Genomic DNA, 12,389 nt, shown 5'->3' with positions numbered 1-12,389 from the left:
GAATAGGTCAGGAGTTCGATTCTCCTAGGCGGCTCCACCTCTCCCGCGTGACACGCACCAGTCGACCGGACAGCCGCCTTCGGGACACCGAAGGCGGCTGTCGGCTTGTCCGGGACAGTCGGTCAACTCGCCATCAGTGCGTCTACGTTGGTCAGCACGTTCAGCTTGCCACTCCATGCCGTCAGGGTGCCGCTGTTGCAGCCGCCTTTGACTCCAACTGCCTGCACGGCGACCTCGTGGGTCCCGGAGGGGACCCACGCCCGCACCGCCGGGGTCTGTTGTCCGGGGCTCAGGACGTTCAGGGAACGCGGCACACCGTCGACGAGGATTTGCACGGAGAGCGACGAGCAGCCCGCCGTGCTCGCGGTGAACTGCATTACCAACGGACCGAACGTGTTGACCGAGTTCTTCGGGATATCCGGGCAGTGTTGGCCGTTGGTGGTCCCACACGTCGCCACGAGTGGAAAGTCAGCTGCCGCAGCGGGACTCACGACGGAAAACGTGCCGCCCACCGCCGCCGCCACCGCGGCCGCGCTGACAAGGGTCTTCTTCATTGCGCTCATCGGGGATACCTCCAGAATCGGTTGATGCGGATCGAACCACTTCAGTGTCATCGCGGGGAACACCGCGGACGCGAGTAGTCGACTACCCCAATCACCGCGGACCCCCTACGCGCCACCCCGCGCCAGCGACTGCCCAATCTTCGCCACCATCGCATCGAGTGCGAACTTCGGCTTCACGTTGTGGTCGAGCACCTCGCGACATTCGAGGACCGCATCCACACAGGTCAAAAGCTGGGCGCTCGACGCATAGCCGGCCAACCCGATGACCTGATCGGCCTGATCGGGATGCATCGCGGTAACCCGGGCCCCCGCCGAGACGACGAGTGCATCGCGGAACAGTCCGGCCAGATCCATCAACGCCAGATCCAGCACATCGCGTGCCGTGCGCGTCGCCCGCGACTTCTGGCGCTTCTCCAAGTCCTTGATCGCCCCCGCGCTGCCGCGCATCACCCGCGCGGTCCCCCGGCCCGTTCCCCCGGCGCCGAATGCCGTCATCAACTCTTCCAGCTCCCGAGCATCGCGCTCGGCACTGATCGCTTTGGCGGCCGCCTCGGCCGAGTGGACCAGTTCTTCGGCGGCGGCGTAGGCCCGCGCGGGAACGGTGGCCGCCCGGGCCAACCCCAATGCCGTCAATCGCTGCTCGCGTGCGCCCTGGTCGGTGGCCAGCCGCTTCGCACGGCCGATGTGGCCACCGCACACCGAGGCCGCCCAGGCCGCATTGGCCGGATCAACTCCGTCCCGTTCGACGAGGACCCGCTCGATGTCGGCGGTCGGCGCAATCGCCAGTGCGACATGCCTGCAGCGCGACTTGAGGGTGACCGAGATGTCCTCCGGATCGACGGACGGCGCGCACAGCAGGAATACGGTGCGCGCGGGAGGCTCTTCGACAACTTTCAACAGCGCATTGGCGGCTGCTTCGGTAAGCCGATCGGCATCCTCGACGACGATGATGTGCCAGCGGCCGGTAGCCGGCAGGCGGGCCGCCGTCTGCACCAGTTCACGGACCTCGGCGGCGCCAAGGCTCAGGCCCTGTGGCACCACATGTCGCACGTCGGCATGAGTGCGATTCATCACAGTCGCGCAGGCGCGACATTCGCCACACCCCAACCCTGCCTCCGAGTGACATTGCAGCGCGGCTGCGAAACACTCGGCTGCGACTGACCGCCCAGACCCGGGCGGACCGGTGAACAACCAGGAGTGGGTCATCGACGCCCGGTCGGCGGCCGCCAAATCACCACTCTGACCAGCATCGACACTAAGCATCGACCCGGTTCCCGACGGCCGCTCGGCAAGTCGGCGCGCAGCCGTTAGCGCACCACTGGCCGCGGCGCGCAGTTCGTCGACAACGTCGCGCTGGCCCACCAGCCGATCGAAAACGTCTACCACGGCTCCCACCCTAGAGGCCGACCGATTGTGACGTGGCCTCCACGACTGTTTAACAATTGCAAGCACGCCGCTAACCTGGAGTGCATGGTCGAACGACGGTCCCGATGGGCGCAAGCGGTGCACACCGCGCGCTGGCTGGCGCGTACCCCGTGGCCGATCCTTGCCCTCGACCTGTTGCGCGCCAACATAATCGGCGCCATCTTCACCTTTGCATTCCTGCGTTTTGGCATGCCCAGCGACCATGCGATGACCTTCACCGACGCCTCCGTGCGCAACCAGGTCGCCTTCCTCGTCTACCTGCTTCTCGCGACCGTATTCGGCGCCCTGCTGAGTATCAAGCTATCGCTGCCGGTGCTGATCTGGCACCGACAGCGCAGTCGGCCCGACAACGGATTCGCCCGACGACGAGCGCTGGCGCTACCGCGGATGTTGACCATCGCCAATATCGGCCTATGGGTCGTCGGCGGGTTGATCCTCACCGTGATGACCGGGATGACCTCGGGCAGAACCGCCATCATCGTTGCGCTCGGCAGCTCCATCGGCGCTCTGGTGACCGCCGCCCTGAGCTACATGCAGTCGGAGAAGGTGCTGCGCCCGATCACCGTCGCCGCGATGGCCAACGACCCGGACGCAGTCAAGTCGCCGAGCGTCTCGACCCGCATCGCCATGTTCTGGGTGATCGTGGTCGCGCTGCCACAACTCGTCATCATCGTGCTGGCCGCTTCGGTCCCACTCGGAATCGCCGAGGCCCGCTCCGTGATCCGGCCGATTTTGTGGATGGCGTTCGCCGCCATGGCCTTCGGTATCTTGGCGGTCTACCGGCTGGTCAGCGCCATCAACGATCCGATCAAACAGCTCCGCCAGGCCATGGGCGAGGTCAGCGACGGCAACCTCAACGCAGCGGTCCGCATCTACGACGGCAGTGACATCGGACTACTCCAGGCCGGGTTCAATGAGATGGTGGCCGACCTGCGCGAACGTCAAGAGTTGCGCAACCTCTTCGGCCGCTACGTCGGCGAGGATGTCGCTCGCCGAGCCATCGAAACCGGCACCGAACTCGGCGGCGAGGACCGCTATGTCGGCGTCCTGTTCGTCGACATCGTCGGATCGACGCGACTTGCCGTACAGCACGCCCCGCACGAGGTCGTCGCGCAGCTCAACGAGTTCTTCCGCGTGGTCGTCGACGTCGTCGGACGTCACGGGGGGTTCGTCAACAAGTTTCAGGGCGACGCGGCGCTGGCTATCTTCGGCGCGCCCCTGGAACTGGATAACTTCGCCGGGCGCGCCTTGGCCGCGGCCCGGGAGCTGCGGATCGAACTCGAGTCCGCCTTGGGCGATACCGACTTCGGTATCGGTGTCTCTGCCGGACGCGCGGTCGCCGGCCACATCGGGTCGGAGCAACGGCTGGAGTACACCGTCATCGGCGACCCGGTCAACGAAGCTGCCCGGCTGACCGAGCTGGCGAAGGATGAGCCGGCGCGCGTCCTCGGCTCGGCCCGAGCCGTCTTCCTCGGCGACGACGCCGAGGCCGAGCACTGGGAAATCGGCGAGGGCGTCGAACTGCGCGGACGGGGCATCGAAACGCTGCTCGCGCGCCCGTTGATCGGCCCGATCTCCGATTTGTCGGACGACGACCACGATGACGAGGCCGCCGAGGCCGACGTCTGACCTGCCGACCGACTCCCCGGCTACGTCTTCTTCGTGGTTGTCTTCTTCGCGGTCGTCGTGACAGTCGCCTTCTTCGCCGCAGCCTTCTTGGCCGTCGCCTTCTTCGCCGCAGCCTTCTTGACAGTCGCCTTCTTCGCAGCGGTCTTCTTCGCCACCTTCTTCGCCGGCCCGCGCACCCGGCGATCGGCCAGCAACTCCATTGCCCGCTCCGGCGTGATCGACGCAACCTCGTCGCCCTTGCGCAAACTCGCGTTGGTCTCGCCGTCGGTGACGTAGGGCCCGAACCGGCCGTCCTTGATGACCATCGGCTGCTCGCTCACCGAATCGGGACCGAGTTCGCGCAGCGGCGGGGCGGCAGCGGCCCGGCCGCGGCGTTTGGGCTCGGCGTAGATCTTCAAGGCTTCGTCAAGGGTGATGCCGAAGAGCTGATCCTCGGTGGTCAGCGACCGTGAGTCGGTCCCCTTCTTGAGGTACGGACCGTAACGGCCGTTCTGCGCGGTGATCTCCTCGCCCGACGCGGGATCGGCACCGACGACACGCGGCAGCGACAGCAGACGCAGAGCATCCTCGAGGGTCACCGTCGCGATGTCCATGGACTTGAACAGCGACCCGGTGCGCGGTTTGGGTCCGGCCTTCTTGGCCGTCTTCTTGGCCGTCTTCTTGGCCGTCCGAGTCGTGGTCGTCCGAGTCGTGGTCGTCGTGGTGGCGCCGCCGCCGTCGGTATCCAGCGGAATGGGCGTCTCGTTGCCGAGCGCATCGCCACCGCCGACGGGGGTCGGGCCGGGTGGCACCGTCAACGCGGGAGCATCGCCATCGTCGCCATCATCGTCGGGAAGGAGCTCGGTGACGTAGGGACCGAACCGACCCTCCTTGACGACGATCTCGTGGCCGGTGACCGGGTCGGCACCCAGGGTACGGCCCTCCTGCGGGGTGGCGAACAGCTTCTCGGCCACCTCGAGGGTTAGCTCGTCCGGCGTCATGTCGGCGGGCAGATTCGCCCGTTGCAGCGCCGGCTCGGCGGCTTCGGGCGCCGACACCGTCCGCTCCAGGTACGGCCCGAACCGGCCGACACGCACATAGACCGGGCGGCCATCGGCGTCGTCAAACAGGTGAATCGAGTTGACGGTCCGCGCGTCGATCTCCTCCAGGTTCACCCCGACGAGCTTCTTGAGCCCACCAGCGTGCGCGACGTCGCGCTTGGCGCTGCCCACACTCTCGGCGGCGTCGCCGAAGTAGAAGTCGGTCAGCCACTGCGTGCGGTTCGCCTCACCGGCCGCGATCTGATCGAGATCGTCCTCGAGCGAGGCGGTGAAATCGTAGTCGACGAGACTCTCGAAGTAGCCCTCGAGCAGCCCGACCACCGCGAAGGCCACCCACGACGGCACGAGGGCACTCCCCTTCTTGACGACGTAGCCGCGGTCCTGAATGGTTCCGATGATCGACGCATACGTCGACGGACGCCCGATTCCCAGGTCCTCCAGCACCTTCACCAACGACGCCTCGGTGTAGCGCGCCGGCGGGTTGGTGGCGTGCCCGTCGGCGGACAACTCCGCCGCGGTCAGTAGCTGACCCTCGGTCAGCTGCGGCAGCCGGCGCTCCTCATCGTCGGCCTGGCCACCAGCCTGCTCGTCAACGGTCTCCACATAGGCGGACAGGAAGCCGGGGAAGGTGATCGTGCGGCCCGACGAGGAGAAGGCCACCTGCTCGCCGCTCGCGGCGGTACCGGCAATCCGCACGCTCATCGTCGTGCCCTTCGCATCGGCCATCTGCGACGCGACAGTGCGCTGCCAAATCAGCTCGTAGAGCTTGAACTCGTCGGAGTTCAGCGCCGATGCCACCTGCCCGGGGGTACGGAAGCGTTCACCCGCCGGACGGATCGCCTCGTGCGCCTCCTGCGCGTTCTTCACCTTGCGCGTGTATTGGCGCGGTGTCGGGTGCACGTAGTTCTCGCCGTACAACTCGCCGGCCTGGGCCCGCGCTGCGTTGATCGCCGACTCGCTCAGCGTCGTCGAGTCGGTGCGCATGTAGGTGATGTAGCCGTTCTCGTACAGGCGTTGCGCGATCCGCATGGTGCGATCGGAGGTGAAGCGCAGCTTGCGGCCGGCCTCCTGCTGCAGCGTCGACGTCATGAACGGCGCGTAGGGGCGCCGGGTATACGGCTTCTCCTCCACCGACGCGACGGTGAGTGTCGCCTGGGCGAGTCCGGCCGCTAGTCCTCGGGCCCGCGCCTCGTCGAGGACGACAACGCCGTCAGCCTTGCGGAGTTGGCCGTCGGAGCCGAAATCACGGCCCGCCGCCACCCGTTGACCATCAACGCTGACCAGCCGCGACGCGAAGGTTCGCGGAGACGCATCGGCACCGGCGTCGAGGGTCGCCGCGATATCCCAATAATCGGCAGAGATGAACGCCATGCGCTCACGCTCACGGTCGACGATGATCCGCGTCGCCACCGACTGCACCCGGCCCGCCGACAGTCTCGGCATGACCTTCTTCCACAGCACCGGCGAGACTTCGTAGCCGTAGAGGCGGTCGAGGATGCGACGGGTCTCCTGCGCATCGACGAGGTCGATGTCGAGTTCGCGGGGATTGGCCGCGGCAGCCAGGATGGCGGGTTCGGTGATCTCGTGGAAGACCATCCGCTTGACCGGAACCTTGGGCTTGAGGATCTCCATCAAATGCCAGGCGATCGCCTCGCCCTCACGGTCGCCGTCCGTTGCGAGGTATAGCTCGTCGACATCCTTGAGCAGTGACTTGAGTTCGCTGACGGTGGACTTCTTGTCGGCCGACACCACGTAGAGCGGCTCAAAGTTGTCGTCGACGTTGACGCCCAGCCGCGCCCACGGCTGGCCCTTGTACTTGGCCGGGACGTCGGCCGCGCCGCGCGGCAGGTCTCGGATGTGTCCACGCGAAGACTCGACGACGTAGTTCGCGCCCAAGTACCCCGCGATTTTGCGCGCCTTGGTCGGCGACTCGACGATAACGAGCCGTCGAATCGTCCCCGATCCGGGCGATGCGGTGTCGATTTTAGCCACGGGCGTCCCTCAGTTCACCTCGGAGCGCCGGTTGCACCCCGTTGGTGAGTTTTTACCTTATATACTGGGGCCGCTGCACATGAAGGGGAGCCATTCCCTGCTGGTTCAGGCGACGAGAACATCATATCCGCAGGTCATAGCCTAATAAGCCGTTGGATCACCCAATTGGCCAACATGGCGTGGCACCCGGCTCATCGGGCGGGGCGCCGACCATTTCGACGAATCTCAGGACGCGACGCCGGCCGGCGATCCGCAATGCCGGAACACCGCCGCGAGCACCGGTCAAGATCGGCGCGACCCCCACCCGCATGAGCGCCGTTGCGAGCGCCGGATGAGTGTCCGGGGCGTGCGGATCGAGACCCAACAGGTAGTTGCCGCCGTCCCGGCGACCAGTGGCGATCGCCCACTGCCGCAGCGCGCGCGAACTCGGCGTCCATCCGGCCGGGACAGCCTTGACCGCCCCCGACGACCACTGCACGCGCAGATCGTCGAGCGCGGGCGTCGGCGTCGTGCGCACGATCGGGGAACCTTCCTCGGAACGGGCGATCTCGACGGCGAGCCCGGCCAGCTCCAGCTCGGTCGCCAACGCCCGGGCACGCCACTGATCGTCGACGACTATCGACACCCGTGTCCCGCCCGGCATTGGTACGGCCTGACCAGTGCTGGCCAGCAGGCCGGCGACATCGGCGACCGAGGGGTCATCGGTATCCGCGGAGAAGAACGCGAGCTGGCTCACTCTGCCATGCTACGACGTGCCAACCGAACAACCGCACCCGCCGGTCCGGAATGTCCGAACACGGCGGGCGCGGTGGTGGTCTCGTAAGTCGCGTTAGCGAAACGAGGTATTAGACGGCGCGAACGCCAGTGGCCTGGGGGCCCTTGGAACCCTGGCCGACCTCGAACTCAACACGCTGGTTCTCTTCCAGGGTGCGGAAACCGGCTCCCTCAATCTCCGAGTAGTGAACAAACACGTCACCGTTTCCCTCGTCGGGCGCGATGAAGCCGAAGCCTTTTTCCGCGTTGAACCACTTCACAGTTCCCTGTGCCATTCCTGTATTCCTTCACATATTTACTGATTGCGGCGGGAGGATGTCTCTCGTCGCGGCCGGTTCCAACCGCCATTCCTGTGAAAGCCTGCGGTAATCCGCGAACCAAACCCAAGTACAACGCTCGCAACAAGATTCGGACTGCGGCGAGGAGAGCCCTCGAGACACGGCCAAATCGTACGACCGGGTTAAGTCAATCACGTTCAGCGCCACAGCGATAGTCCGGTGGCCCGATTGGGGTCGGCCGGGACGCTAAATTGGGCTTCGGCGACTGTGCGGCGACAGACGAGGACGGGACGATGAGCGGCTCCTACGGTGAGGAACTATTGCGCGCCGCGCTGGCCGGCACCGACCCGAATGCCTCGCCCGTCACCCACACCGAGGTGATCCCAGCCGCCCAGGCGCGCTACGGGCAGTGGCCGCGGTGGCTTGACCCAGCGATTGTCGCGGCCTACGCCGAACTCGGCCTGCACCGGCCGTGGCAGCATCAGGTCGTTGCCGCCGAGCACGCCTTCGCCGGTCGCCACGTGGTGATCGCCACCGGTACCGCGTCGGGAAAGTCCCTCGCCTACCAACTGCCGGTACTGCAGACCCTGCTGTCCGACCACGGCACGACTGCGCTGTACCTCGCGCCGACCAAGGCGCTCGGCGCCGACCAGTTGCGCTCTCTCTCAACGATTCTCGCCGCCAACCCGGACTTCGCCCGGCTGGCACCGTGCACCTACGACGGCGACACCGATGCGCAGCTGCGCCAGTGGGCGCGGGCCAATTCGCGAATCGTGTTCACCAATCCGGACATGTGCCACATCGGCATTCTGTCCGGGCACCACCGGTGGCAGCAGTTCCTGCGCCAACTGCGGTTCATCGTCGTCGACGAGTGCCACCACTATCGCGGTGTCTTCGGCGCGCACACCGCCCTGGTGCTGCGACGACTGCTGCGCGTGGCGCGCGCGGCGGGCGCCGACCCCGTGGTCGTCGCCGCCAGCGCCACGACTGCTGACCCGGCCCGGACCCTGAGCCGGCTCATCGGCGAGCCGGCCAACGAGGTGACCGACGACGCATCGCCCACCGGCGAGAGAACCGTCGCACTGTGGGAGCCCGACTTCCTTCCCGAGGTCACCGGGGAGAACGGTGCACCGGTCCGACGGTCCGCCGGGGCCGAAGCCGGGCGCATCCTCGCCGACTTCGTCATCGAGGGCGCGCGCACGTTGTGTTTCGTGCGAAGCCGGCGCGGCGCGGAAATCACCGCTCGCACCGCCGCCGGACTGCTCGGCTCGGCCGCGCCCGAGCTGGCCGGGCGAGTCGCGGCGTATCGGGCGGGATACCTCGCCGACGACCGCCGCCGGCTGGAGCGGGCCATCGCCGACGGCGAGCTCCTCGGCGTCGCCACCACCAATGCACTGGAACTCGGTGTGGACATCAGCGGGCTCGACGCCGTCATCATCGCCGGATACCCGGGAACCGTCGCGTCGTTCTGGCAGCAGGCCGGTCGAGCCGGGCGACGCAGCGCAGCGTCGGCAGTGGTCCTCATTGCGCGCGACGACCCCCTCGACACCTATCTCGTGCACCATCCCGAGGCGCTGTTGCGCAAACCGGTAGAGGCCACTGTCTTCGACCCGACAAACCCGTACGTACTCAAGCCGCACCTGCTGTGCGCGGCCGCCGAACTGCCACTCAAGCCCGACGAGGTCGACCGGCTCGGCGTTGCCGAAGCCGTCAACGAGCTCACCGACGAGGGTCTGCTTCGTCGACGCAAAGCCGGCTGGTACCCGGCGGTGGGCCTGGAACCACACGCCGACATCGACATTCGGGGCGGCATCGGCGGACAGATCCTGATCGTCGACACCTCCACGTCGCGACTACTGGGCACCGTCGACACCGGGCGGGCGCTGTCATCGGTTCATCCGGGGGCGGTCCACATCCATCAGGGCGCCTCCTACGTCGTCGACGACCTCGATCTAGGCGACGGGCTGGCGCTCGTCCACCCCGAGGAACCGGACTGGACGACATCGCCGCGCGAAACGACCGAGATCGCGGTCGTCACCGTCGTGCGGAAGGCCGAGCACGGCCAGCTGCACGTCGCCCTCGTCGAGGTGACCGTGACCTCGCAGGTCGTCGGCTATCTGCGCAAGCTGCCCGGCGGCGAGATCGTCGACTCGGTGGAACTCGACCTGCCGCCGCAGACGCTGCCCACCCGTGCCGTGCAGTTCACGCTCACCCCCGAGTCGCTCGCCGCTGCGGGGATCAGCGACGCGAACCTGCCCGGCGCGCTGCACGCCGCCGAGCACGCGATGATCGGCATGCTGCCGTTGGTGGCGACTTGCGACCGGTGGGACATCGGCGGTCTGTCGACCAACCTGCACGCCGACACCGGGCTGCCGACGATCTACGTCTACGACGGCTACCCCGGCGGCGCGGGGTTTGCCGACCGCGGTTTCGAGGCCTTCGCCGAATGGGTCGCGGCCACGCACGAGGCGGTGTCGTCGTGTGGCTGCGAGAAGGGCTGCCCGTCCTGTGTGCAGTCCCCCAAGTGCGGCAATGGCAATGAGCCACTCGACAAGGCAGGTGCGGTCACCATCCTCGACGTGATCGGCCGGGCGGCCGACGTGTCGGGCCGCAACTAGCCGCGTATCCCGAGCCCCGAGTGCTAGGCCCGGTGGCGGCGGGGCCGCAGCCGCGTCGCCGGGAGAGTTGGGGCGGGCCACGGCGGGAGTTGACCCGACCGATAGGGGCCGAACAGCGGCGGCTTGCCGTCGTCGAGCGGGTCGGCCGGGTCGAAGCCGAGTTCGGCTTGGTACCGGCGCCGGAACTCGGCAATCTCGTCGTGGGTGCGGCCGACGAAGTTCCACCACATGACGATCTCCTCGTCGAACGGGATGCCGCCCAACAGGATGATGCGCGCCCCGTCGGCACCCGCGTCGATCCGCAGGGTGTCCGAGCCGGGCGGCACATAGGCCAGTTCCCGGTGCTGTGCGGTGGTGCCGTTGACCACGACCCGGCCGGACTCGGCGAGGACGGCATGCTCGAAATCGGTGCGGACGGCGAGGGTCACCGACCCGGCCGGCTCGAGCGTCAGCTCGGCGCCTAGTAGGTCGGGTGTGCGTGTTCGGACCGGCGACACCGAACCCAGCAGCTCGCCGAGAAACACCAGGGCCCGCACACCGCCAACCTGAACCGGGTCCGGCGCGAAGTACTCAAAATGGTTGTCGGTGAATCGCGTCTGCTCGGGCAGTGCGTACCAGAGTTGCACCCCGCGCAGTGCGCGCGTCTCCCGAACGCTGATCTCCTGGTGGGTGATGCCGCGGCCCGCGATCATGAGGTTCAGCTCTCCGGGGCGCACCCGGGCCGCATTGCCGCCGGAGTCCAGGTGATCGATCTGGCCGTCGAAAAGCCACGACACGGTGGCCAACCCGGTGTGCGGGTGGCGCGGCACCACCATGCCGCCGGTCGCGGAGACGTCGTCGGGCCCGTAGTGATCTAGAAAACACCACGCGCCGACGAGGGAGCGCCGCAGTTGCGGGATGGTGCGGTAGACGGTCATGGCACGCGGCCCGCCCAACGGCACCGCCCGCGGTTCCAGAATCTCCACCGCCGTGCACGGCTGCCCCGGTGACAGCACCGCGATCGTGGGATTCTCATCGAGGTTGCTCATCCTCCCAGCATCACCCACCTGTCAAGGCGCGGCGCAGTTCTCCACCGTGAACCCCTCCCGGGCACACTCACCGAGAATCTGGGCACCGGCGGGGTCAGGATCCGATCGGCCCCGCTCTGGCACGCACCCGCGCGGTGCGAATACCGAACCGGCCCAGACTGACCGACGCGGAAACGTGCAGTTCGACCTGCTCGCCGTCGATGTCGCAGGCATCCAGGTGAAGCCGTGGATCACCCTGCGCACGAACAATCCTGGCGGCCGTCGCACACGGCTCGGCGCTGTCGGTCATCAGGACGGAGGCCGCCGCCAACGCACCCAACTCCGCCGCCGCCGTGGCATGGTGACGCGCCAGGACTGCCGTCCCGATCGTGGCCAGCGCCACGGTCAGCGCGACGACGCCCGCAACGACCGCGACGCCCACGATGGTTGCCGAGCCGTCGTCACCGCTCCGAGGTGATGCTCGCATTGCTGCCCTCGTCGTCGCGCGGCTCCATAAGTGCGACCGCGGTGCCGCTCACGGTGAGCATGGGCAACAGCGGTGCGCCGGCTTCGACGCGCACCCGCACGTCGTCGCCGCTGACCACCACCGAGATCCGCGCACCACTCGGCGCTACGGCCGCCCCGACCATCCGGGCCCGCATGTCCCCGGCGGCGGTGAGCCGCGCGACTTCGCGCGCCGCGTCGACGCACCTCACCGCCGAGGTCATGGCGGCCAGACCGCCCAGGCACGACAGCATGACGACGCTGATGGCGGCGAGAGCGTACGCGGCCTCGACCGTCGCCATGCCGGCTTCGTCGCGCAGCACCCGGCAGATCCAGCAGCGCACCCGTCTCACCCGACTGATGTCGAGAGTGCCTTGGCGATAATGTTCGTCAACGCACCTACGACCGAGTCGCCGGTGACCACCGTGTAGAGCAGCGCACCGAAACCGGCGGCCGCGATCGTTCCGATCGCGTACTCAGCGGTACTCATCCCGGACTCGTCGCCCAGCAGCCCCCGCACGTACCGAATCATCCTCGATGTCATCTCACTCCCCCTCCC

General features: G+C 67.5%; 11 protein-coding genes. 2 read left to right on the top strand and 9 right to left on the bottom strand.

All coding sequences use genetic code 11. The features are described 5' to 3' along the window. Nucleotides 1-122 precede the first annotated feature (122 nt). Complete coding sequence (locus tag B4M62_RS09885; protein ID WP_290707169.1) at nt 123-563, bottom strand: hypothetical protein; 441 nt, start codon at nt 561-563, stop codon at nt 123-125. Nucleotides 564-668: 105 nt separating this feature from the next. Then, complete coding sequence (locus B4M62_RS09880; protein ID WP_290707167.1) at nt 669-1,949, bottom strand: DNA polymerase III subunit delta'; 1,281 nt, start codon at nt 1,947-1,949, stop codon at nt 669-671. Nucleotides 1,950-2,033: 84 nt separating this feature from the next. Between B4M62_RS09880 and B4M62_RS09875 the strand changes: the two genes are divergently transcribed. Then, nucleotides 2,034-3,617 carry an adenylate/guanylate cyclase domain-containing protein gene (locus tag B4M62_RS09875; RefSeq protein WP_290707165.1) on the top strand — a complete coding sequence of 528 codons (1,584 nt, stop codon included), beginning with the start codon at nt 2,034-2,036 and terminating at the stop codon, nt 3,615-3,617. A gap of 20 nt (nt 3,618-3,637) precedes the next feature. On the opposite strand, the gene topA is transcribed toward B4M62_RS09875, so the two are convergent. The 3 genes from topA to B4M62_RS09860 form a co-directional block, all read right to left on the bottom strand. Beyond that, complete coding sequence (gene topA / locus B4M62_RS09870) at nt 3,638-6,649, bottom strand: type I DNA topoisomerase (protein WP_290707163.1); 3,012 nt, start codon at nt 6,647-6,649, stop codon at nt 3,638-3,640. A gap of 157 nt (nt 6,650-6,806) precedes the next feature. After that, on the bottom strand, nt 6,807-7,385 hold the full coding sequence (locus tag B4M62_RS09865; RefSeq protein ID WP_290707161.1) for a hypothetical protein: 579 nt from the start codon (nt 7,383-7,385) through the stop codon (nt 6,807-6,809). A 109-nt stretch (nt 7,386-7,494) separates the two neighbouring features. Next, complete coding sequence (locus B4M62_RS09860) at nt 7,495-7,698, bottom strand: cold-shock protein (RefSeq protein WP_290707159.1); 204 nt, start codon at nt 7,696-7,698, stop codon at nt 7,495-7,497. Nucleotides 7,699-7,994: 296 nt separating this feature from the next. Here B4M62_RS09860 and B4M62_RS09855 point away from each other — a divergent pair, with 296 nt between their 5' ends. Further along, entirely contained in the window at nt 7,995-10,319 is a 2,325-nt protein-coding gene (locus B4M62_RS09855) for a DEAD/DEAH box helicase (RefSeq protein ID WP_290707157.1), read from the top strand. Nucleotides 10,320-10,342: 23 nt separating this feature from the next. Here the strand turns inward: B4M62_RS09855 and B4M62_RS09850 are convergent, their stop codons facing one another. The 4 genes from B4M62_RS09850 to B4M62_RS09835 all read right to left on the bottom strand — a co-directional run bounded on the left by B4M62_RS09850 (nt 10,343) and on the right by B4M62_RS09835 (nt 12,374). Further along, nucleotides 10,343-11,347 (bottom strand): pirin family protein, encoded by a 1,005-nt coding sequence (locus tag B4M62_RS09850; RefSeq protein WP_290707155.1) that lies wholly within the window; start codon nt 11,345-11,347, stop codon nt 10,343-10,345. Between the two features lie 94 nt (nt 11,348-11,441). Continuing rightward, the gene (locus B4M62_RS09845; RefSeq protein ID WP_290707153.1) at nt 11,442-11,813 is read right to left on the bottom strand and encodes an Rv3654c family TadE-like protein; all 372 of its coding nucleotides are present in this window, start codon (nt 11,811-11,813) and stop codon (nt 11,442-11,444) included. Beyond that, the gene (locus tag B4M62_RS09840) at nt 11,788-12,183 is read right to left on the bottom strand and encodes a TadE family type IV pilus minor pilin (protein ID WP_344716338.1); all 396 of its coding nucleotides are present in this window, start codon (nt 12,181-12,183) and stop codon (nt 11,788-11,790) included. Before B4M62_RS09840 ends, B4M62_RS09845 begins: the two co-directional genes overlap by 26 nt. Continuing rightward, nucleotides 12,180-12,374 (bottom strand): DUF4244 domain-containing protein, encoded by a 195-nt coding sequence (locus B4M62_RS09835; protein WP_290707149.1) that lies wholly within the window; start codon nt 12,372-12,374, stop codon nt 12,180-12,182. The genes B4M62_RS09840 and B4M62_RS09835 overlap by 4 nt, the downstream gene beginning before the upstream one ends. Nucleotides 12,375-12,389: the final 15 nt, after the last annotated feature.

Source organism: Gordonia sp. UBA5067 (genome assembly GCF_002414845.1).
Lineage (GTDB): Bacteria > Actinomycetota > Actinomycetes > Mycobacteriales > Mycobacteriaceae > Gordonia > Gordonia defluvii.
Note: the sequence above shows the minus strand (reverse complement) of the source record. Positions and strands in the feature narration are given on the sequence as shown.

What these genes read in the sequence shown, in the direction of transcription:
- B4M62_RS09885 (WP_290707169.1), bottom strand. Translation starts at nt 563, where the DNA reads ATGAGCGCAATGAAGAAGACCCTTGTCAGCGCGGCCGCGGTGGCGGCG.
- B4M62_RS09875 (WP_290707165.1), top strand. Translation starts at nt 2,034, where the DNA reads ATGGTCGAACGACGGTCCCGATGGGCGCAAGCGGTGCACACCGCGCGC.
- B4M62_RS09860 (WP_290707159.1), bottom strand. Translation starts at nt 7,698, where the DNA reads ATGGCACAGGGAACTGTGAAGTGGTTCAACGCGGAAAAAGGCTTCGGC.
- B4M62_RS09855 (WP_290707157.1), top strand. Translation starts at nt 7,995, where the DNA reads ATGAGCGGCTCCTACGGTGAGGAACTATTGCGCGCCGCGCTGGCCGGC.
- B4M62_RS09850 (WP_290707155.1), bottom strand. Translation starts at nt 11,347, where the DNA reads ATGAGCAACCTCGATGAGAATCCCACGATCGCGGTGCTGTCACCGGGG.
- B4M62_RS09845 (WP_290707153.1), bottom strand. Translation starts at nt 11,813, where the DNA reads ATGCGAGCATCACCTCGGAGCGGTGACGACGGCTCGGCAACCATCGTG.
- B4M62_RS09835 (WP_290707149.1), bottom strand. Translation starts at nt 12,374, where the DNA reads ATGACATCGAGGATGATTCGGTACGTGCGGGGGCTGCTGGGCGACGAG.